Here is a 20,657-nt window from a genome sequence, read left to right as displayed (position 1 = left end):
ACTTAATTTAATAATTGATTATGTACCCATTCTAGTTCTCTAGTGATAGATTTGGTTAGGTCTGCCTGTAATGTTTTAGGGAGAATAGACCAAGTATAGGTTTCAACTTCCAAATGCTTACTGTATTGGTTTTCTTTCCAGAGATTTAGCGCTTTAATGATGTCGTCTTGAGTGGATTGCAAAATACCAAAGTTTGAAATAAAAATGGGAACATGGAAGTGTGTTCTAATTTCTTTAAACTTGTTAAGTTTCATAGCGTCAATGCCTTCACTCAAATCTGAAAAATGAAGCAGTTTTCCATCTGTAAGTTTGACAACGGATTGGTGTAGGTAGGTAGGCTCATCAAACTGACGGAGGTGTGTTTGTTGTTCCTTAATTGGAATGGTGCTGGATAGCTCACTTTTTATTGCTGCGCTGATTTGAATTTTTCCAATGTTGATACCTTCTTTTTTTAATTGAGAAACAACATATTCGGGAGTTTCATAGGCTAAGGCAAAATGGCATACATCATAACAAACTTGTATGTGGTTTAACACGTGTTGTTTTGCGATTTCATGAGAGCAGCTCAACTTCTTTTGAAGCTCTAAAAGACCTTCTTGTAAAAGGTAATCTTTGAAAAAATCAATGACCTCTTGCGTGTTTTCCAAAAAGCCATCGGGTTCTGGTTCCAGATCCAGATGTAATAATTTGCCTGTCGTCTTTTTTATAGAGACCAGCTGTAAAACAATTTGTATTAATGCAGCACAAGCTTTCTTTTTTGTGCTATCAATAGATGTTTGGTTTTTAAACCAATGTTTATATGATAATGGCGATGTTGATACGCTGCCGTCCATATTCTCTGGGAGCAATTCCGCTAGAATTGTCATAAGGTCTTTTGTGTATTGCAGGCGCTCTACTGTTGTCCAATCAGGGGTGTGTACCTGATCTTTGATAGCAACATTATGAAATGCGCCATAGGGAAAACCATTAATGGTAAATACATAGAGGTTTTCGCGTTCCAGCCAGATTTTGAAAGTTTTTAAATTAGAACCTTCTAAAAGGGTAGAGGCACTTTTTTGAGAAAGTCTTAATCCGATGCCAAATGGAGCATCTGGTGAAAGCTCTTTTTTTACGCTTAGCGTATATTGTTTTAAATTATTAAATACCTCCTCCCAGGTTTCACCGGAATGAATGTTTGTGCAATAACTGAGATGTGCGTTTGTTCCAATTTTCATAATGTTCGGGGTATCTAATCCTGATTGTAAGTATTAAGTAAATCTATGGCTTTTAGCACCATGGTTTCGTCCATGTCATGCACTTCAAAACCAGTTCCTAATGCTTTTAACAGCATGATGGTTAATTTGCCTCCCAAGTGTTCCCTAAATTCATTGAGTCCATTTATAACTTTGTCGTTCAGGTGACTATGGGTGAGATCAAATCCAGAGTTTAATATGCAATTTAAAATACGGGTCAGGCTATCTTCGGTCAGGTAGCCTCTTAAGTAAGAATAGGTGCTATCCAGAGCAATACCAATGGCCACAGCTTCTCCGTGACGTATGCTGTAATTGGATAGTTGCTCTAATTTGTGAGCTGCCCAATGGCCAAAATCCAACGGACGGGACGACCCTTGTTCAAAAGCATCACCTGAATTTTGAATATGTTGCATATGCATTTTTGCGCAGCGATGTATAAGGGTGTTCATTACGTCTTGATCTCTGTTGTTGAGCGCTATAGCGTTTGCTTCAATCCATTCAAAGAACACACGGTCTTTTATTAGGGCCACTTTTATGGCTTCCGAAATACCCGAACGCCAATCGCGATCGTCTAGAGTTGAAAGAAATGTATCGTCATTAATAACGGCATAAGGAGCAGAAAAGGTGCCTACAAAATTTTTCTTTCCAAAGTAATTAATGCCATTTTTAACACCTATTCCCGAATCGTTTTGTGAAAGAACAGTTGTGGGGATTCGTATTAAGCGTACACCACGATGTGCTATGGCAGCAGCAAATCCAACAGCATCCAGTACGGCGCCTCCTCCTATAGCAATGACATAAGAATGCCTGTCAATGCCAAAGTTATTAACGCTTTTTAAAATAGTCTTGATATGTGCTTCGCTATTTTTAGCCTGTTCGCCACCAGGAATTTCAAGGATGTCTCCCTGTAGATTTATTGATGCATTATGAGCTTTGAAATAGTTTATTATTGATGCTTTTAATTGTGGGTGGGCTTTGGTTACCCCATCGTCTATAACAACAATTGCATTGCTTTTGGTATTGGCGTTATCTGAAAATAAATCGACAAGTATTGGGTTGTCAATCTCAAAAAGATGACTTGTAAATATGAGGTTGAAGTTAATATTAACTTGAAATGCTTGTTTTATAATTGTCGTTTTATTCATTTTAGGTAACTGGAAATTTCTTTGATAAAAATAAGGAAACAGGTAGAAAGCACAATAACAACAGCGCCATGCTTACCGAGCTAAAACCTGCTGTATAGCTTGCGTTAAGTGGGATAAGTGATAAAACTCCCAGTTTTACAGCCTTTTGTATTAGTTTAGGATTATTGTTAAGGATGGCCCTTAGTTTGGCAACCGTATTGATGCCGTACCAAAAAATTAAAAAGATGAGGGCTTTCCTAATCGATAGATCGTAATACTGTTGCATTACTATAAACCCAACAACAATAAGAGTATCTAGCAGCATGGCAAAAGCAATTGCCAATTTGTTTTTTCCTTTGGTTTCCTTTTGGGCGGTTAATGTAATGGCCGAAATAAACAAAACGGGTAAAATGCCTATCAAGTAATATTTGGAATCTAACTGTAAATTAATACTCATCCCCAAAATCAGATTGAAACCACGACAAAGCCCCATGTTTAATGGGCCAAAAGCGACGTGGTGCTTGCTATATTTGTCGTATAAAAGCGCTAATAACATAATGGTTATTGCTAAGTAACCACTTGTGTTAGAAACAAAAAATGCTGCGGTAATACCAAATGCGAAAAGTATCATGCCGAGTGACCGTGCTGCTTTTAGCGATAATCTCCCACTGGGAATAACACGCTCTGGACGATTGGTTTTATCCTGTTCAACATCAAACACATCATTAAAAACAATGCCTCCAGCATAGAGGCATGCTGTCGAAATACTTAATAGGATGATATGGGTTATTATTTCCTGGTTCCAGATGTCAGGGACTAAAAAGCCTGCAATGGCAATACCTGCAATGATATCTGCAATGGATGTAATAACATTAGCTGGGCGCATAATTTGCAAGGCAGCATACCATTTCACACGTTTAAATTTTAGTTAATTATTGGATTATACACTAATTGTGGAATTTATAAGTGTTTGTTTCATGTTTAAAAAGCGTTATTTTGAACCTTTAAAGTGGATCGTCTTAGCCTCTTGTCCTCTTAATATGGTATTGCCTTCATGTAGATCGGCCTGATTTACGGTAATTTCGCTAAGCCAGTCAGCTTCATTAAACTGGCCGCTTTGTCCATAAATGGTTAACGCATTTTGATAACAAGTTAAATGAATGTCCTTGTCTGAAACCCCATTTTTTTTCATTAAAGCAGCTGTTTTAGGGACGGATAATGGGTCGCTAACGCCCCAATCTGCCGAACTATCCACTATAATTTGCTCAGAACCATACTTTTTAACAATTTCGACCATGCGTTTTTTGCTCATTTTTGTCTTAGGGTAGATTGTAAACGCTGCCCAATAACCACGATCCCGAACCCATTCAACTGTTTCTTCGTTGTTATGGTCTATAACCACTTTGTATGGCGAAATGCCATGTTCTTCAATGACATCCATAGTTCTAAGTGTTCCATTTTTCTTGTCGCGATGCGGTGTATGGATCATTACGGGCAAGTCGAATTCTTTGGCTAACTCAAGTTGTTGCCTAAAGTACTTGTCTTCAGCAGTGGTTTGGTCATCATAGCCAATTTCACCAACAGCAACAACCCCTTCCTTAGCTAAAAATTCAGGTAAGATTTCGATAACTTGTTCTGCTAATGCTTCATTATTTGCTTCTTTCGAATTTAATCCAATAGTACAATAATGTTTAATGCCAAATTGAGAAGCTCTAAAGCGTTCCCAGCCAACAAGCATACTGAAATAGTCTTTAAACGAACCAACATTGGTACGGGCTTGCCCTAACCAAAAAGCCGGTTCAATAACAGCAACGATACCTGCAGCTCTCATATTTTCGTAATCATCGGTGGTTCTGGAAACCATATGGATGTGTGGGTCGATGTAATTCATAATGTTTTTATTTTGTTTTACCAATGGCATCCCAATATTCACTATTTAAATCGGGATTATTTTGTTGTGAAATAGTATCTATTACTTCTTTTTCTAGATCTTTAAAATTGCGTTCAGAAATTAACTGTTTTATGTCATCACGAAGATAGCCGGTTATCATACGCCAAATTTCAAGAGATACCTGTCTGCCAGCAGCCCAACGTTCTTTTACATAGTCTTGGAGCATATTTGCTAAATTTTCGTTCTTACCTTGATCTATATTTTGGATCGTATAGAGTGGTCTGTCCATGAAAAAAGACTTTAAGATAAGTTGGTTCCAAGCCTCTTCGTCAAGGTATTTCTGAGCAAAAGGATTGCCAGATGCAATGGCGTCAAAAACGTTTGCCATATTGGTTCGTATGCCTTCGGCTACTTGATTGCTGAATTCTGAAGCATTCTCCAATAGGTATAACCCTTTGTATAAGACGACTTGCTCTTTCATTTCGGCTATTTCAAAAAATGATTCAATAATGGCTTTGTTTATTGAAGGAGGCAAAGCTAACATCAACAAAATGCGTGTTAGATCTTGTTTATTCCATTGGGTTGTGCCAAATCCAGGGTATATGGTATCTAAAGATTTTATTTCCTCAGGAGACCATGCAATGATTTCATTACTTACGAATCGAGAGGTAAGACTAAAAAGCATGTTGAACTTTTTGCTAGTCTCTATGTTTGAAACGATTGCCGTTTTTGCCAAAATCCAATCTAATTCCTTGGAATTAAATTTAGATTTTACCAGATCGGTAAATTGTTTTTGTTCTTTTAATGAACTCATAATATAGTTAAAATAGAAGTTGTGTGTTATGATTCTATTTTTTGTTTTGTTTAAGAAGGTATAACACGCCTAAAGCGGCGATTAAAAGCCCTAGGAACTCTCTAGAACCTTCTAAATAGGGCTTTTCGTATACCATTTTTCCAAATATTTCTTCTTTATGGTCGGTTTGTAAGTACGTAACAAATAAAGAAAAGTGGAAGGCCGAATAGGCTAGTAGTCCTATAATAACGGCAATTAAAACTTTTTTTGGTATTACTTTAAAACTGGAATACAAACAAATAGCAGCAACAAATCCATAGATAGCAAACCATATCCAGGCATCGGGATCATTTAGCTGCACAAAGGCGAAAATACCAAATAGTATAAATAAGCCTACGTTGATTAATTTTTTTGATCTATTCATTGTTAAGGTTTGTACGTTTGTTTAATCTTTGTTTAGTTATGTAATTTAACAGGAGACTAAAACTATTCTACTAATGTTTTAAGTAGGGAGCTTTTATTATAATTAATATTTAATTTGTTAACCCAGTATGTTTTGTTGTAAAATACAAACTGAGAGGGGACTGTAAATAAAATAAATATCTATTCTGTAAAATTAATTAATTTCATAGAGTTATTTGTTGCATTTTCACAATAAAAGCATTGTAGTAGTTGCTAATCAATTTATGAAATGCTCCAATTTTATTAATATGTTCAGAATGTTTTTAGAATCAATAAAATTATAATTTCCAGCCTTTTCTATATTCCCTTTTTACAAATTGGTTGGCTTCATCAAAGTTTTTAATTGTCATATTTGTGCCATCCCATAATAGTTTCTTTCTTCCCGGGTATTGGAATCGGTTCGGTTTTGTTTCATGCCTTAACATGTAGCTTCTAATTGCCAAATTGCCCATCAATACACTTTCGGTTAATGGACCTGCATAATCGAAAGATGATGTTAAAGCTTTGTGCTTTTCTTTACCAAAACCTTCTTTACAAGCTTCTACCCAAGCAGCGTTATGGCCATGTTCAGGTAATGTGCTTTCCTGATTATCGTCAAAAGTTAAAATTTCGCCATTGTTTAAATATACTTTAGGGGTTCTACCATAGGTGCCGCAAGTCATAATCCCTTTTTCTCCAATCATAATAACACCATTGCCGCTATCGCTATCTCCAATTGGATGATCTGCCGGAATAAGATCGGGATGGAATGGACGTAACCCTCCATCTGACCAAGATAATTTGAGCTCGGTTGGATTTTTTTCTGTGGCCGGGAATTTTAACTGTGTTCTTGATGAAGGAGGACAGGAGTCTGGTAAGTATTCGGGATTCCAGTCTTTCACAAAAACAGCCCCAATATTGGTTTCAACCTCGGTAGGATATCCTAAGCCTAAAACCCTAAAAGGAGGATCCATTAAATGGCATCCCATATCGCCTAAAGCACCTGTTCCAAAATTCCACCAACCGCGCCATTTAAAGGGATGGTAAAGTGGATGGTAATCTACCATCTTAGCAGGGCCTATCCAAGTATCCCAATCAAGACCGTCTATCATTTTTGGTTTGTCTGTAGGAGTGGGAATGCCTTGTGGCCATACCGGTCTGTTGGTCCAAACATGCACTTCATTGACTTTCCCTATTATACCAGCGTCAAACCATTTTATCATTTGCTTTACACCATTGCCCGATGCACCTTGGTTACCCATTTGAGTAACCACCTGGTAGCGATTGGCTGCTTCGGTAAGCATACGGGCCTCATAAATGTCATGCGTTAAAGGCTTTTGGACATAAACATGTTTACCTAATGATATTGCGGCCATAGCTATAACAGCATGCGTGTGATCTGGTGTTGATACTGTAACTGCATCGATGTCTTTAACTTCTTCTAAAGCTTTTCTAAAATCTTTATACTTTTTGGCTTTAGGGAATTTTTTGAATGCATTGGCTGCCATATTCCAATCTACATCGCAAATTACAGAGATGTTTGAAGCGCCTTTATTCCAAGCGTTAATAGCATCCGAATACCCTTTTCCGCCACCACCAATTACGGCAATGTTAAGTTTGTCACTTGGTGGGATATAGCCATTCCCCAAAACATGTCTGGGAACAATACTTATTCCAGCTGTTGCAATGGCAGTTTTTTTTATGAAGGAACGCCTACTTGTGTTCTTGTTTATATTCATGATGTACGTTAAAAGTTAGAAGTTTCTCTGTATGCATTAATTACCTTTTCTTCGCCTTCTTTTCCTTTTATAGAGTTGCCGTGTTCCATGCCTAAAACACCTGTGTAGCCTTTAGAGTGGATAAATTTAAAGACGTTTTTGTAGTTTATTTCACCAGTGGTAGGCTCGTTGCGCCCTGGATTATCACCAATTTGGAAATAGGCTATTTCATCCCAACATTGTTCGATGTTTGGAATTAAATTGCCTTCTTGTATTTGTTGATGATAGATGTCGAATAGTATTTTACAGGCTGGAGAATCAACTGCTTTGCATATTTGATAGGCCTGTGGTGATTCACTTAAAAATAACCCAGGATGATTCCTGAAATTTAAGGGTTCTAAAACCATGGTCAGGTCATGGGGTTCCAAAATAGCTGAAGCTTGTTTTAAGGATTCAACAACGTGCTCTGTTTGAAAGCTCATATTTTGTCTCAAGTCTACATGTCCAGGTACGACGGTCATCCACTTAGCATTCACGCGCTTGGCTACTTCTACCGATGATCGAATTTGGCTTAGAAACTCTTCACGTTTTTCTCTGTTACCGCTGGCTAAATTGGGTTCTTGCCAATAAATTTTATGGGCCACAAATACGCCCATGGTCATATTTCTTTTAGCCATGGTCTCTGCCATTTTTTTCTGGGTTTCAACAGAACGGCCTTTCATGCCATTGTCTTCAAATGCAGAAAAGCCTTGATCGGCCATAAAGTTTAATTGGTCTATTGGATCGTTGCCAGCATGATTTTTAAACATGCCCAAGTGCGGGGCAAAATTTAATTTAAACGTATTTGTCGATGCTGTCTTTGATGGGCTTGGCTTACCCATGGCGTGTAGGCTAGAAATACCTATTCCTAATAGGGAGGCTGAAGCTGTCGTTTTTTTTATGAATGATCGTCTTTTCACAATGTTTAGTTTTTAATAAAAATTGGTTTTGCCAGGAACAGGAATTGGATATTCTCCAAGTTCGTTAGGAACAACAGGAGGCACAGAATTAAAATCGAGTAAATCTTCATCAGGTACCAATTTTAAGTCAGAACTCATCGCTTTGTCCCAGCTTATTTCTTTCCCAGAGTAAGTAGCCATACGTCCCATAATCGCTGTCATGGTACTTTCGGCTGCGTATTGCGCATTGTTTATTACTTCTTCACCCGATCTAATGGCTGCAAAAAGGCGATCGTGTTCCACTTGATAAGGGTTTTTGTCATGTTCACCATCATGTTTGTAAATACTATTTCCATCATAGGATTTTAAAATAGCGGTATTGCCTCCACCAGTATAAGACGTTCCTAAGGTGCCTTGAAAGGTTTCTGATACCTGACTAAAACATCCTGGTTGGTGTCTACACTGACTAGAAATTATAGCGCCACTGGGATAGGTGAATTCAACAAAATGATGGTCGAAAATCTGACCGTGGTCTTTTCCATTCCTAACTTCTCGGCCTCCCATGCCTTGCGCTTTAATGGGGAGTTCTTCAATAAACCAGTTTGCTACATCAATATTGTGTATGTGTTGTTCTAATATATGATCGCCACAAATCCAGTTAAAATAGTACCAGTTTCGCATTTGGTATTCCATTTCGGTCATGGAATCCTTTCTTGGGCGCACCCATACACCAGCACCATTCCAGTAGACTTGGCCAGATACAATTTTACCTAGGTCTCCATTTTGAATACGTCTTTTTACTTCTGTATATTCTGCTTGGTAACGTCGTTGTAAGCCAACTACAACGTTTAGTTTTTTCTCTTTAGCCAGTTTGGCTGCGTTGAGTACTTTTTTAATACCAGCAACATCGGTTGCAACAGGTTTTTCCATAAATACGTGTTTGCCTTGCGAAACAGCATATTCGAATTGTTGCGGTCTAAATCCTGGAGGAGTGGTTAAAATAACCACGTCGGCTTCGTCGATAGCTTTTTTATAGGAGCCAAAACCAACAAATTTCATATCAGGCTTTAAGTCCACACGACTTTTGTCAAATAATTTGGATAAATTACCATAGGATTTTTCGATTTGATCTTCGAATGCATCAGCCATGGCAACGAGTTTAACGTTGGCGTCTGCTTTAAGAGCTTGAACAGCAGCACCAGTACCTCTGCCTCCACAGCCAACAAGAGCTAATTTTAGTGTTTTTTCTTTTCTAAAAGTAGGAGTGGCGAAAAGGGAAGGAGCTAGTAAAATACCTCCTGTTACTAAAGAAGATTCTTTTACAAAATTACGTCTAGATATTTTTTTTTGTTCCATAATTATATTGAATTAATTAAGGCTAAAAGTCAGCAATAGCTTCCAGCCAATAAGCTTTTATTTCTTCTTTTGTAGGTTGTGCTTTTGGTCTCACGACCCTGAATCCAACAAAGGGAGCGTCGGTGTGCCACCAGTCACTTTTGGGAATTTGCGGGTCTCTGCGTTTTAATTTGGGGTTAGATGTTTGTCTGGATGTACAGCATAATTTGTCTGCAGTATCTTTCCATGATCCACCACGCAGAACACGCGGGTAAAGTTTTGTGGGTTTATTCCAAGGGTTGTTTTTTGGAGATTTTTGATAGTAACTTGTGCTGTACTGATCTAAAACCCATTCAGAAACATTGCCTAACAGGTCGTGGATTCCCAAGTCGTTGGCTTGTTTAGTTCCTGTTTTTTCATATTTTTCTTTGCTGTTTCCTTCATACCAGCCAATGGCATTTAAGTTGTTGTTTTTGTCCGTATTACCTTTTTTGCAGACATATTCCCATTCTGCTTCGGTTGGTAAACGATAAAAAACACCTGTTTTTGATGTTAGCCATTTGCAATACATTAAGGCTGCATATTGGGTCATGTTCACTGCTGGGGAACTGCCTTTTCCCATATTAAAACTCATGTCAACATATGGAGGGGTGGCACCGGATACGGCATCAATCCCCAAAGCTTTAAGTTTGGCAGGGTCTTGAAACTGAGAATCGTCAAACTGTGCGTAAACAAAAGCATCGTACTGTTCCCAGGTAATTTCGTATTTACCCATCCAAAAGTCATCAACAGACACATTGTGGGCGGGTTTTTCATCGGCCTTGCGATTAGTGTCAGATGCGTTAGCACCCATTGTAAAGCTACCTCCTTTAACGGCAATCATATCAATAGTAATGTCTTCACCTTTTACAGACTGTGAATAGTTATTAAAGTTTTGTGATAGCGCTATATTTGTTTGAAAACATATAAGTAAAAGAATACTCGATTTTAAGTAATGTTTTATGGTCATGTTATTAAAGTTCTAAAATTTCAATGTTTCTAAATTCTACAGGGTGGCTTTCACTTTGCAGCGAGATAAAGCCTTTCTTTAAAGGCGTCCCCGCTTTAGATTTCCATTGCTCGTTGTTGTAATCAACGGAGCCTCCAATTTGTGGTTTGCTATACGATATCACATCAACACCATTAATTTTATGGGTTATGATGGAATCGTTCATAACGACAATTTCTAGGTCGACCCATTGATCTCCATGATATGTTTCTGATATGGAATTGAAGCAATGACTGGTTTCTAACTTGTTATTCATAACAACATGCGTGCCAGGAGTGCATAAATTGCCAGTAGAACGTTCTCCATTACCTAGGCCGCCCAACAATTGGACTTCAATGGAAACGGGAAAATTTTGATCAACACCCATGTTTTTTGGATCTTCACAATGAATCATAACACCGCTATTGCGAAGAGCCCATCCTGCACCGCCTTTTACCTGTTCTCCAGTAAATCTGTATTGCATTCTAAACTTATAATTAGAGAACTCTTTGTTGTAAAAGATGTGTCCGTAGGCATTTTCGAAAGTATCATATTCGTCATAATTTACTTTTAAAACACCGTTCTCAACACGAAATGTGTTTTTGTAGTTATCATTTACAGGGCGTCCTTTAATTTTTATAGTCCAATCTTTTAAATCGACACCGTTAAATAGTTTAACCCATTGTTCGGGTTTAGGTTCAAGGTTTTTATTTTTATTGTTGGATTTGCAGTTCAATAAAAGGAACGTGCATATAATAAAAAGTATATTTTTATAGTTCATATAATAGTAATTTATTTTATAAAGACCATGCTTTTCCTCCAGTGGCTTCTTCTACTGAGATGCATCCTTTTTGAGATCCGGGAATGGGATCGTAAGATAGTACATTTAATCCAATTTCTTTACTGGTTTTATAGCTCCATACAGCAACGCTTCTTAATTTATCAAGAGCCTTAAAAGTCATGGCATCATGATTGTCTCCGTCTTTGTTGTGGGATTTGTATTTGTCTTGAAGCGCTTTTTCTGCTTTTAAGTATTTGGCTAGTAAAGTATCGTAGTCTCCCGTCTTTAAAAAGCCGGTGCCTTGATCTGTTACTTGCAAAGCTTTTAATAGGTGCGATAAACCTTCTTTGTAGCTTTCCTGTTGTTTGTTGTCATACGTTTTGTGGATATACAGATCTAAAAATTCAGGTACATTAACATCTAAAGCACCTGGCGATTTGGTAGTCGTTGGTAGTATAAGGTCAATTATATTTCTGACTACAACACTTTCGTCTGCTGAAAAGAAAACGGGTTTCCATTCATCTATTTCGGTTTTGCAACTTTGGAGAAGGCTCATAACCGAAGGGGTAGCTACTGCGTATCCTATTGATAATCCTAGGTTTTTTAATACGTCTCTTCTATTCATAATCTTATACGTCTTTCATTTTTTTAAACTGTTTCACAGCATGGTTAGCAGCTCGGGCTGTAAGCGCCATATAAGTCAGCGAGGGGTTTTGGCAACCAGAAGATGTCATACAGGCTCCATCGGTAACATATACGTTAGGAACAGCGTGTATTTGGTTGTTTTCGTTTAAAACAGAGGTTTTGGGGTCGCGTCCCATACGAGCAGTTCCCATTTCGTGGATGCCTATGCCTGGGGCTGATCTGTTATCGAAGGTCTGGATGTCTTTAAAGCCTGCTTTTTCAAGCATTTCTTTTGCTTGTTGAATCATGTCTTTTCGCATCTTCAGTTCGTTTTCTTTCCATTCGGCGTCAAAGGTAACGGTAGGCAGACCCCAACCGTCAAGCTTTTCGTAATCCAGTGTCATTTTGTTATCGTGGTTGGGTAAGCATTCGCCAAAGCCACCAAGCCCCATTCGCCATTGGCCTGGTTCTAATATTTTTTCTTTATATTCAGCACCATAGGCAAGTTCGGCAACATGTTCGGAAATGCCATATCTTCCAGCGCCACCTTGATACCCATAGCCTCTTAAAAATTCTTTCTTCTCGGTTTCTTTGTTTCCTAAGTTTCTGAATCGTGGAATATAAACGCCATTTGGGCGTCTGCCTTTATAGTATTTGTCTTCAAAACCATCAAAGCTGCCAGAAGCGCCTGCTCCTAAATGGTGGTCCATAATATTGTGGCCTAGTTCTCCGGAATCGTTGCCTAATCCGTTAGGGAATCTTTCGGATTTGGATTGCATTAAAATAGATGCTGATGCTATGGCAGATGCACAACAGAAAATAATATCTGCGTTGAAAACTAAATTCTCTTTGGTCTCGGCGTCAATCACTTTTACACCTGTGGCTCTTTTTGTAGCATCGTCATAAATAATTTCATGCACAATAGAGTATGGTCTCAAAGTCATATTGCCTGTTCTTTCCGCAGCGGGTAATGTTGAGGAATTGCTGCTAAAGTAACCGCCAAAAGGACATCCTCTAATACATCTATTTCTAAATTGGCAATTGCTTCGTCCTTGGTGAGTGTTGTCTCCGGTAATATGAGCCACTCTTCCAATAGTTAGAAGCCTATCGGAGTAATACTCCGAAATTTGCTCCTTTAAATGCTGTTCGACACAGTTAAGTTCCATCGGAGGGCTAAAGACACCGTCCGGTAATTGTGGCAATCCTAATTTTTCACCGCTAACACCTATATAGCCTTCAACATAATCGTACCAAGGGGCAATATCTTTGTAGCGAATAGGCCAATCAACACCATGACCATCTTTTTTGTTTGCTTCAAAGTCAAGGTCGCTTAGTCTGTAACTTTGCCTGCCCCACATTATGGATCGACCACCTACATGGTAACCGCGCATCCAATCGAAACGTTTGATTTCGTTGTACGGGTGTTTTAGATCGTTTACAAACCAATGCCTGCTTGCTTCTTTAGTAGTGTAACCAGTGCGGCTTTGTTTTAATTGTGTTTCTTTTGCTTCAACGGTAGTATTTCCTCTAAATTCGAAATCCCAAGGATCTTTGTGCATGGTTGGGTAGTCTTCTATGTGTTTTATCATGCGTCCACGCTCTAGGACTAATGTTTTAAGACCGTTTTCGCAGAGCTCTTTGGTTGCCCAGCCACCACTTACTCCTGTTCCTATAACGATTGCGTCATATTTTTCGAGTCTAGCATTTAAATTGTTTTTACTCACGGTATAGAGATTATAGAGTTAAAAAGATTGTTTAATAGTTTTTTATTGACCATATTTTATGGACCAAGCTCTGCCTTGTGTCAAGTTGTTTAAATCATCGCAATAACTGGCACCCGGAACTGGATCGTAAGCTAATACGGTTTCGCCTATAAGCTCGGTTGTTCTATAAGCATTTATGGTCATCCATTTTATAGTGTTTAATAAGTTTGAAACAGTTATTTCTTTGCTGTCGTCCTGCTTCGTTTCTTTTAAGTCCATGTTGTTGTCCAAGATCATTTTATATTGTTCTTCGGTAACTTTACGGATGTTTTTGTTGTATTCCGAAAAAATGATGTTGGTTAGTTTTTTGAATGCTGCTTGCGTCTTTTGTTGTTCGTCCAACTCATAAACATCATTAAAATAGGTGTCTATAAATTGAGGAATGTTAACCTCGGAGGCGGATGGTGTATCGGTTTTTGGCAAGATAACATCAACAATGGCTGTTAAAATTAGGCCTTGTTCTTCTGTTAAAAATAAAGGATGCCATGTGTTTGTTTTTTCGTTGCAACTTTGTAAAAAACTAACAAGAGCTGGTGAAGCTATAACCATGCCTGTTCCTAGACCTAACTTCTTTAGTGCTTCTCTTCTTTTCATAAAACCTGTCAATTAAAGATTAGATTTTTTTAATTCTTCGACAGCATAGTTTGCAGCTCTAGCCGTAAAAGCCATATATGTAAGCGATGGGTTTTGACAACCAGAAGATGCCATGAAGGAACCGTCGGTAACAAATACGTTTTTACAGACATGTATTTGATTGTATTTATTAAGAACCGATGTTTTTGGATCGTGCCCCATTCTTGCTGTTCCCATTTCATGTATGCCAAGACCCATGGCTCTTTTTTCTGTTTCATCGTAACCTTGGACGTTTTTATAGCCGGCAGTTTTTAATATTTTAACAGCTTCATTTTTCATGTCTTCACGCATTGCTAATTCATTTTCTCCAAAATCGGCATCAAAAGTCACGGTTGGTAGCCCCCATTCGTCTTTTTTATTGTAGTCCAAATACATCCTGTTGTTGTGATTTGGTAGGGTCTCTCCAAAACCTAGTAAGCCAATATTCCACGTTCCTGGTTTTAGTATTTCTTCTTTTAATTCGGTACCGTACTTGAGTTCGGCAACCAGTTCGCTAAAGTCACCTCTTGTAGCACCACCTTGAAAACCATAGCCGCGTAAGAAATTAGGTGTGTTTGTTTTGCCGCCAAGGTTTCTGAATCGTGGAATGTATATGCCAGTAGGGCGTCTTCCCTTATAATATTTGTCATCAAAACCTTCTACTGTGGCTTTTGCGCCTATTTTAAAATGGTGGTCCATAATGTTGTGGCCTAGTTCGCCACTATCGTTCCCCAAGCCGTTAGGGAAACGTTTGGATTTTGATTGTAATAATATGGAGGCTGATGCAATAGAAGATGCGCACAAGAAAATAATTTTAGCTTTGAAGGTGTAAGTTTCTTTGGTTTCTGTGTCAATAACTTTAACGCCTGTGGCTTTTCCTAGGTTTTCATCATAAATCACTTCGCTAACTATAGAGTGAGGCCTTAAGGTCATGTTTCCGGTTGCTTCTGCAGCAGGAAGGGTTGATGAGTTACTGCTGAAATAAGCACCGAAAGGACAGCCTCTCATGCATCTGTTCCTGTATTGGCAAGTGCTTCTTCCAAGACCTGGTTTTGATCCCTCTGTAATGTGAGCGGTTCTTCCTATGGTAAGAATCCTGTCGTCAAAATTTTCAGTAATTTTTTCTTTTAAATGGGCTTCTACACAGTTCAGGTTCATGGGCTTTAAAAACTCACCATCTGGTAATTGTGGTAACCCTAGTTTTTCGCCACTTACACCTATATATTCTTCTACGTGACTATACCAAGGAGCTATGTCTTTATATCTTACTGGCCAATCTACACCATGACCGTCCTTTTTGTTTGCTTCAAAGTCGATATCGCTTAAGCGGTAGCTCTGTCTGCCCCACATGATAGAGCGTCCGCCAACATGGTAGCCTCTAATCCAATCAAAACGTCTGTCTTCGTTGTAGGGGTGTTTTATGTCGTCTACAAAATAATGTTGTTGTGCTCCATACATTATATATATGCCAGATCTGTTCTGTTTGTATTTACGTTTTAATGTTTCCCTGGTTGGGGCACCTCCGTTTGGCAAATCCCAAGGATCTAGATGGGCAGTATGGTAGTCTTCAACGTGTTTAATCATTTTTCCTCGTTCAAGGACTAAGGTTTTTAGTCCTTTTTCGCAAAGTTCTTTGGCAGCCCAACCACCAGAAATTCCAGTACCTACAACGATTGCGTCATAGGTTTCCTCGGTTGGGTTCAAACAAGCTGTATACATGTAGATTGTTAGGTTTAAATTCTAAAAAAATTAGGTTAATTAAAAAGTTAAGGTGTTTAAATTCATGAAAATTAACTATTTTGCAGGGATTTAATGTTCAATTTTTTTCAGTGAAAACAAATATACAGGAAATACAGCCATATGAGGCAGATGGGGTAGTGTATCATGCCGACACTTGTTTGCCTTTGGTTGATGCGGTAGATAGGAAAAAGCTAAAATTTAAGGCCTTGGCGAGGCATACGTATCCAGGCGATCGTTTGGATGGTAATACTTTGGGTCTCAATAGTATTGGTTATTGGGATGCTGATGAGCCGCAAGATTGGGGCTTGGACTGGCATAGAAACGAAGGTATTGAGTTTCATTTTTTAGAGTCGGGATCCATGCCTTATGCTCAGGAGGGTAAAGAGGTTTTGTTGACACCAAATCATTTGACGATAACAAGGCCGTGGGAGGCGCATAAAGTGGGTAATCCTAATATAGGTATGGGTAAGTTTTATTGGGTTATCATAGATTTGGGAGTCCGTAGGCCGCATCAGGAGTGGGTTTGGCCAGATTGGATAACTTTAACGCCTTCCGATTTGTTGCGGCTTACTACTATCTTGAGGCAAAACGAAAAGTCGATATTTAAGACCGATCAACGTGTAAGAGAGTGTTTTTTGCGTATTAATAAAGCGGTTAACAAAGATGAGAATGGAAGTAACGCTTCCAGGATACGTTTGCTTGTTAATTATTTGCTGATACTGTTGCTTGATATATTGGATGCCGATGATATTGTCTTGAATGAGTCTTTGACGGATAGTTCCAGAAGTGTTCAGTTTTTCTTGAATGAACTGGAAAAAAACCTATCAGAAAATTGGACAATAGAGCTGATGGCGCAATCGGCTGGAGTTGGGTTAACACGATTTACGCACCATTGTAAGCAGTTAACCAATTTAACTCCAATGCGTTATTTGACGATGAGACGATTGGAGATGTCTAAAAGAATACTTGAGGATAATAAAAGTTTGTCGATTACAGAAGTGGCATACATGTGTGGTTTTGCGACAAGTCAATATTTTTCAACGGTGTTTAAGAAGCATGAAAAATGTTCGCCTAATGAGTATCGGTTGAGGTTTGCCGAAGTTGTGGCTTAAACGGTTCTTTTGTTTAAAATCTTTCACTGAATAAAAATACACAGGATTATAAATTCTATTGTATATTTTCACGTATTTATCAAGCTAATCAAATTAACCAAACTAAAATAGTATTTTAAAAATGAAACGGAGAGATTTTATAACCAAAACTACACAAACGAGTGCTGCGCTGGCTGTGCTAGGTCTATATGCGTGTAAACAACAAGGGAAAAAAACAACTATGGCAGACATTGTAGAAGAAGAGAAGGCGTTGTTTTTTAAGTTGTCCTTAGCACAATGGTCTTTGCATAAGGCACTGTTTGATAAAAAAATGGATAACCTTGATTTTGCAGCAAAAGCAAGAAGTTATGGTTTTGAAGGCTTGGAATATGTGAATGCATTTTTTAAAGATAAGGCAAAAGACATGGCTTATTTGAAGGAAATGAACAATAGAGCTAATTCGGAAGGGCAACAGAATGTTTTGATTATGATTGATGGTGAAGGTGGACTGGCCAATGCAGATACAAAGAAACGATTGGAGGCTATTGAAAACCATCATAAATGGGTAGAGGCAGCGCACTTTTTAGGTTGCCATGCTATTCGTGTAAACCTGGCAGGGGGAAAAGATAAAGCTGAAGCTGTAAAAGCTAGTATCGACTCGTTAACGCAGCTTTCAGATTTTGCTAAGGGATCGAACATCAATATTTTGGTAGAAAACCACGGAGGCTTCTCTTCAAATGGAAAATGGATGAGTGACGTTTTTTCGCAGGTAAAAAATGAAAATTGTGGTACGTTACCAGATTTTGGGAACTTTTGTATTACGAGAGGCAACGGAGGTTGCTCAGATGAATATGATAGGTATGTAGGTATGCAGGAGTTGTTGCCTTACGCCAAAGCGGTAAGTGCAAAGTCTTATGCGTTTAATACGGAAGGCGATGAGACAACCATTGATTATTATCGTGTCATGAAAATGGTTAAAGACTCTGGTTATAAAGGTTTTGTGGGTGTTGAGTTTGAAGGGGGCGGTGTGTCTGAAGAAGAAGGTATTAAGCTAACAAGGGACTTGCTGATTAAAGTAGGTAAAAAACTTTCCTAAAATATTTCTAACTAACTAAATACATTAAAAATGGAGGATATTAATAAAAACAGACTCTTTTTGGCAAGTTGCCTTGCACTAATAACCACAGCTATGACCTTTGCTATTAGAGCAAGATTAGAAACCGTTTTTGGTCCTGAGGGTATTGGTTTAACACTGGAACAAATAGGCTATGCTTTTACACCTGCCTTTTTTGGGTTTACGCTTGCTATGATATTTGGGGGGCCATTAGTTGACTTTTTAGGAATTAAAAAAATCACATGGATTGCATTTGTGACACACGCTATTGGTATAGTATGGACGCTTATGGCAGATTCTATGACCTCGTTGTTTTTGGCAACCTTATTTATAGGTATAGGAAATGGAATGGTAGAGGCTGCATTGAATCCTATGGTGGCTTCTATGTATAGTAACGAAAAGACTAAGATGCTAAATAGGTTTCATGTGTGGTTCCCAGGCGGAATTGTAATAGGATCGCTTATAGGTTGGTTGGTAATGGATGTAATGGGGCTGAGTTGGCAAATTATGGTTTCTACTTTGTTTATCCCATTGGTTATTTATGGAGCCATGTTTTATGGACAAAAATTCCCAGTTACAGAGCGTGTACAAATGGGAATAAGTAATAAGAAAATGTTTTCTAGTATTGGAAAACCATTGTTCCTTTTTATGGTTGCCTGTATGTTTCTTACGGCGGCATCCGAGTTGGGAACCACGCAACGTATAGAGTCTCTTTTAAAAACGTCGGTGGATGTTCCGCTTTTAGTTTTAGCTTTTATAAATGGTATTATGGCGCTGGGTAGGCTATTTGCTGGAAAAGTAGTCCATAAATTAAAGCCTTCAGGTATGTTGTTGTATTCTGCAATATTAACCTTTATAGGGTTATGGTTATTAACTGTTACGAGTGGAGGAATGACCTTTGTTGCAGCTGCGATTTTTGCCATGGGCGTTACATTTTTCTGGCCAACAATGTTGGGCTTTGTAGCAGAGTATTTACCAGAAACAGGAGCTTTGGGGCTTTCTGTGATGGGAGGAGCTGGTATGTTTTCAGTGTCTCTGGTATTACCAATAATGGGAAATCTTATGGATAATGCTAGTGCGCATGAAGCGTTAAGAACCATGTCGATTTTACCAGCTATTTTAATAGTAGCATTTTTAGGCTTGAATATCTATATGAAAAAAAGAAAGCAAGAATTGGTTGTAGAAGAATCATAAATATTAATTAAAAAAATATCAAAAACATAGTTTTTAAAATTATATGGCAAAAAAAATAAAGTTAGGCATTATCGGAGGAGGGGGAGACTCCCTTATTGGAGTGCTTCACAGGATAGCGTCTTTTATTAATGATAATTACGAAATAGTTGGAGCGGTATTTAATCCAGTTTGGGAAGAGAATATCAATTTCGCAAAGCAAATAGGTATTAAAACAGATCGTATTTATGTAGATTTTGACACCTTAATAGAGGAAGAATTAAAACTTCCAAAAGAGGATAGAATACAGGTATGTTCGGTACTTACGCCAAATTTTTTGCATTTTCCAATGGCAAAAAAATTGTTGGAAAATGGTTTTCATGTTATTTGTGAAAAGCCGATGACCACAACCTTTAGCGAAGCCAAAATACTGCAATCGGTTTTAGAAGAGAATAATGCTGTATTTGCCGTTACACATACCTATACAGGATACCCAATGGTGCGTCAAATGCGCGAAATGATAAAGGATGGTGCGCTTGGTAAAATTCAAAAAGTAGATGCACAGTACTATCAAGGATGGTTAAATCCTGTTATCCACGAAAAAGAGAAGCGTGCTTCTACGTGGCGATTAAATCCCGAAAAAGCAGGTATTAGTTGTTGTTTTGGTGATATTGGGGTGCATGCATTCAATATGATTGAGTTTACAACGGGTATGCAGATAGATGCTATTTTAGCGGATCTTAATTACCTATATGAAGATAATAAAATGGATATAGATGGTACGGCATTAATCCGGTTCAATACCAATGCCAAAGGAGTTATCCGTTCCAGTCAGGTGGCTACTGGTGAAGAAAACAATTTAACCATAGCCATTTATGGAGATAAAGGAGGGTTTAGATGGGAGCAAGAAAATCCTAATTTCCTTTATGTGCTTAGCGATGATAAACCAGTACAGGTGTATAAGCCTGGACATGCCTATAATTCAGAATTATCTTTAGATGGTACAAAGTTGCCTCCTGGGCATCCAGAGGGGATTTTTGATGCTATGGCTAACATTTATTTAGGTGTGGCTAGAGCTGTTAGGGGAGAAGCGTATAATTCAGGAGAATTCCCAACAGTCATGGATGGAGTTAGAGGAATGAGCTTTATTGAAAAAGCAGTAGAGTCTCATCAAAAAGGAAATGTTTGGTTAAAAATTGAAGATTAAGCTGTCGTTTGAAAAAAGCTTAATTGAATTGATATAACCAACTAACCAAAACACCA

19 protein-coding genes are annotated in these 20,657 nt (G+C 38.2%); 4 read left to right on the top strand and 15 right to left on the bottom strand.

Annotation, left to right across the window (positions count from 1 at the left end; translation table 11 throughout):
- Positions 1-2: 2 nt before the first annotated feature.
- From eboE to ABD792_RS06245, 15 genes are all read right to left on the bottom strand, one after another.
- A complete protein-coding gene (eboE, locus tag ABD792_RS06315; protein ID WP_345005013.1) occupies positions 3-1,214 on the bottom strand; it encodes a metabolite traffic protein EboE in 1,212 nt (403 codons plus the stop codon).
- A gap of 14 nt (positions 1,215-1,228) precedes the next feature.
- Complete coding sequence (locus tag ABD792_RS06310; protein WP_345005012.1) at positions 1,229-2,377, bottom strand: 3-dehydroquinate synthase; 1,149 nt, start codon at positions 2,375-2,377, stop codon at positions 1,229-1,231.
- 1 nt (position 2,378) lies between these two features.
- Positions 2,379-3,269 carry a UbiA-like protein EboC gene (gene eboC / locus ABD792_RS06305; protein WP_345005011.1) on the bottom strand — a complete coding sequence of 297 codons (891 nt, stop codon included), beginning with the start codon at positions 3,267-3,269 and terminating at the stop codon, positions 2,379-2,381.
- Positions 3,270-3,347: 78 nt separating this feature from the next.
- Entirely contained in the window at positions 3,348-4,247 is a 900-nt protein-coding gene (locus ABD792_RS06300) for a TatD family hydrolase (RefSeq protein ID WP_345005010.1), read from the bottom strand.
- A gap of 7 nt (positions 4,248-4,254) precedes the next feature.
- Positions 4,255-5,061, bottom strand: a complete 807-nt coding sequence (locus ABD792_RS06295; protein ID WP_345005009.1) for an EboA domain-containing protein — start codon at positions 5,059-5,061, stop codon at positions 4,255-4,257.
- 34 nt (positions 5,062-5,095) lie between these two features.
- Positions 5,096-5,464: a transmembrane 220 family protein gene (locus ABD792_RS06290; RefSeq protein ID WP_345005007.1), complete on the bottom strand. Its 369-nt coding sequence runs from the start codon at positions 5,462-5,464 to the stop codon at positions 5,096-5,098.
- A 316-nt stretch (positions 5,465-5,780) separates the two neighbouring features.
- Positions 5,781-7,220, bottom strand: a complete 1,440-nt coding sequence (locus ABD792_RS06285) for a Gfo/Idh/MocA family protein (RefSeq protein WP_345005006.1) — start codon at positions 7,218-7,220, stop codon at positions 5,781-5,783.
- Positions 7,221-7,228: 8 nt separating this feature from the next.
- Positions 7,229-8,158, bottom strand: a complete 930-nt coding sequence (locus tag ABD792_RS06280) for a hydroxypyruvate isomerase family protein (protein WP_345005005.1) — start codon at positions 8,156-8,158, stop codon at positions 7,229-7,231.
- Positions 8,159-8,170: 12 nt separating this feature from the next.
- Positions 8,171-9,493 carry a Gfo/Idh/MocA family protein gene (locus ABD792_RS06275; RefSeq protein ID WP_345005004.1) on the bottom strand — a complete coding sequence of 441 codons (1,323 nt, stop codon included), beginning with the start codon at positions 9,491-9,493 and terminating at the stop codon, positions 8,171-8,173.
- A 22-nt stretch (positions 9,494-9,515) separates the two neighbouring features.
- Positions 9,516-10,481 carry a formylglycine-generating enzyme family protein gene (locus ABD792_RS06270; protein WP_345005002.1) on the bottom strand — a complete coding sequence of 322 codons (966 nt, stop codon included), beginning with the start codon at positions 10,479-10,481 and terminating at the stop codon, positions 9,516-9,518.
- A gap of 4 nt (positions 10,482-10,485) precedes the next feature.
- The gene (locus ABD792_RS06265; RefSeq protein WP_345005001.1) at positions 10,486-11,280 is read right to left on the bottom strand and encodes a 3-keto-disaccharide hydrolase; all 795 of its coding nucleotides are present in this window, start codon (positions 11,278-11,280) and stop codon (positions 10,486-10,488) included.
- Positions 11,281-11,296: 16 nt separating this feature from the next.
- Positions 11,297-11,905 carry a gluconate 2-dehydrogenase subunit 3 family protein gene (locus tag ABD792_RS06260; RefSeq protein ID WP_345005000.1) on the bottom strand — a complete coding sequence of 203 codons (609 nt, stop codon included), beginning with the start codon at positions 11,903-11,905 and terminating at the stop codon, positions 11,297-11,299.
- A 4-nt stretch (positions 11,906-11,909) separates the two neighbouring features.
- Entirely contained in the window at positions 11,910-13,628 is a 1,719-nt protein-coding gene (locus ABD792_RS06255) for a GMC oxidoreductase (RefSeq protein ID WP_345004999.1), read from the bottom strand.
- Positions 13,629-13,670: 42 nt separating this feature from the next.
- Positions 13,671-14,261, bottom strand: a complete 591-nt coding sequence (locus tag ABD792_RS06250) for a gluconate 2-dehydrogenase subunit 3 family protein (RefSeq protein WP_345004998.1) — start codon at positions 14,259-14,261, stop codon at positions 13,671-13,673.
- Positions 14,262-14,273: 12 nt separating this feature from the next.
- Positions 14,274-15,998, bottom strand: a complete 1,725-nt coding sequence (locus ABD792_RS06245; protein WP_345004997.1) for a GMC oxidoreductase — start codon at positions 15,996-15,998, stop codon at positions 14,274-14,276.
- A gap of 110 nt (positions 15,999-16,108) precedes the next feature.
- On the opposite strand from ABD792_RS06245, the gene ABD792_RS06240 reads away from it, so the two are divergent.
- From ABD792_RS06240 to ABD792_RS06225, 4 genes are all read left to right on the top strand, one after another.
- Positions 16,109-17,131: a helix-turn-helix transcriptional regulator gene (locus ABD792_RS06240; RefSeq protein ID WP_345004996.1), complete on the top strand. Its 1,023-nt coding sequence runs from the start codon at positions 16,109-16,111 to the stop codon at positions 17,129-17,131.
- A gap of 121 nt (positions 17,132-17,252) precedes the next feature.
- Positions 17,253-18,206, top strand: coding sequence for a sugar phosphate isomerase/epimerase family protein (locus tag ABD792_RS06235; protein ID WP_345004995.1), 954 nt, complete (start codon positions 17,253-17,255; stop codon positions 18,204-18,206).
- 30 nt (positions 18,207-18,236) lie between these two features.
- Positions 18,237-19,418, top strand: a complete 1,182-nt coding sequence (locus ABD792_RS06230; RefSeq protein WP_345004993.1) for an MFS transporter — start codon at positions 18,237-18,239, stop codon at positions 19,416-19,418.
- 43 nt (positions 19,419-19,461) lie between these two features.
- Positions 19,462-20,601: a Gfo/Idh/MocA family protein gene (locus tag ABD792_RS06225; protein WP_345004992.1), complete on the top strand. Its 1,140-nt coding sequence runs from the start codon at positions 19,462-19,464 to the stop codon at positions 20,599-20,601.
- Positions 20,602-20,657 lie beyond the last annotated feature (56 nt).

Source organism: Snuella lapsa, from assembly GCF_039539345.1.
GTDB lineage: Bacteria > Bacteroidota > Bacteroidia > Flavobacteriales > Flavobacteriaceae > Snuella > Snuella lapsa.
The sequence above is the reverse complement of the archived record's forward strand: the minus strand, read 5'-3'. Positions and strand labels throughout refer to the sequence as shown.

What these genes read in the sequence shown, in the direction of transcription:
- eboE (WP_345005013.1), bottom strand. Translation starts at nt 1,214, where the DNA reads ATGAAAATTGGAACAAACGCACATCTCAGTTATTGCACAAACATTCAT.
- ABD792_RS06310 (WP_345005012.1), bottom strand. Translation starts at nt 2,377, where the DNA reads ATGAATAAAACGACAATTATAAAACAAGCATTTCAAGTTAATATTAAC.
- ABD792_RS06300 (WP_345005010.1), bottom strand. Translation starts at nt 4,247, where the DNA reads ATGAATTACATCGACCCACACATCCATATGGTTTCCAGAACCACCGAT.
- ABD792_RS06295 (WP_345005009.1), bottom strand. Translation starts at nt 5,061, where the DNA reads ATGAGTTCATTAAAAGAACAAAAACAATTTACCGATCTGGTAAAATCT.
- ABD792_RS06290 (WP_345005007.1), bottom strand. Translation starts at nt 5,464, where the DNA reads ATGAATAGATCAAAAAAATTAATCAACGTAGGCTTATTTATACTATTT.
- ABD792_RS06285 (WP_345005006.1), bottom strand. Translation starts at nt 7,220, where the DNA reads ATGAATATAAACAAGAACACAAGTAGGCGTTCCTTCATAAAAAAAACT.
- ABD792_RS06275 (WP_345005004.1), bottom strand. Translation starts at nt 9,493, where the DNA reads ATGGAACAAAAAAAAATATCTAGACGTAATTTTGTAAAAGAATCTTCT.
- ABD792_RS06270 (WP_345005002.1), bottom strand. Translation starts at nt 10,481, where the DNA reads ATGACCATAAAACATTACTTAAAATCGAGTATTCTTTTACTTATATGT.
- ABD792_RS06265 (WP_345005001.1), bottom strand. Translation starts at nt 11,280, where the DNA reads ATGAACTATAAAAATATACTTTTTATTATATGCACGTTCCTTTTATTG.
- ABD792_RS06260 (WP_345005000.1), bottom strand. Translation starts at nt 11,905, where the DNA reads ATGAATAGAAGAGACGTATTAAAAAACCTAGGATTATCAATAGGATAC.
- ABD792_RS06250 (WP_345004998.1), bottom strand. Translation starts at nt 14,261, where the DNA reads ATGAAAAGAAGAGAAGCACTAAAGAAGTTAGGTCTAGGAACAGGCATG.
- ABD792_RS06245 (WP_345004997.1), bottom strand. Translation starts at nt 15,998, where the DNA reads ATGTATACAGCTTGTTTGAACCCAACCGAGGAAACCTATGACGCAATC.
- ABD792_RS06235 (WP_345004995.1), top strand. Translation starts at nt 17,253, where the DNA reads ATGAAACGGAGAGATTTTATAACCAAAACTACACAAACGAGTGCTGCG.
- ABD792_RS06230 (WP_345004993.1), top strand. Translation starts at nt 18,237, where the DNA reads ATGGAGGATATTAATAAAAACAGACTCTTTTTGGCAAGTTGCCTTGCA.
- ABD792_RS06225 (WP_345004992.1), top strand. Translation starts at nt 19,462, where the DNA reads ATGGCAAAAAAAATAAAGTTAGGCATTATCGGAGGAGGGGGAGACTCC.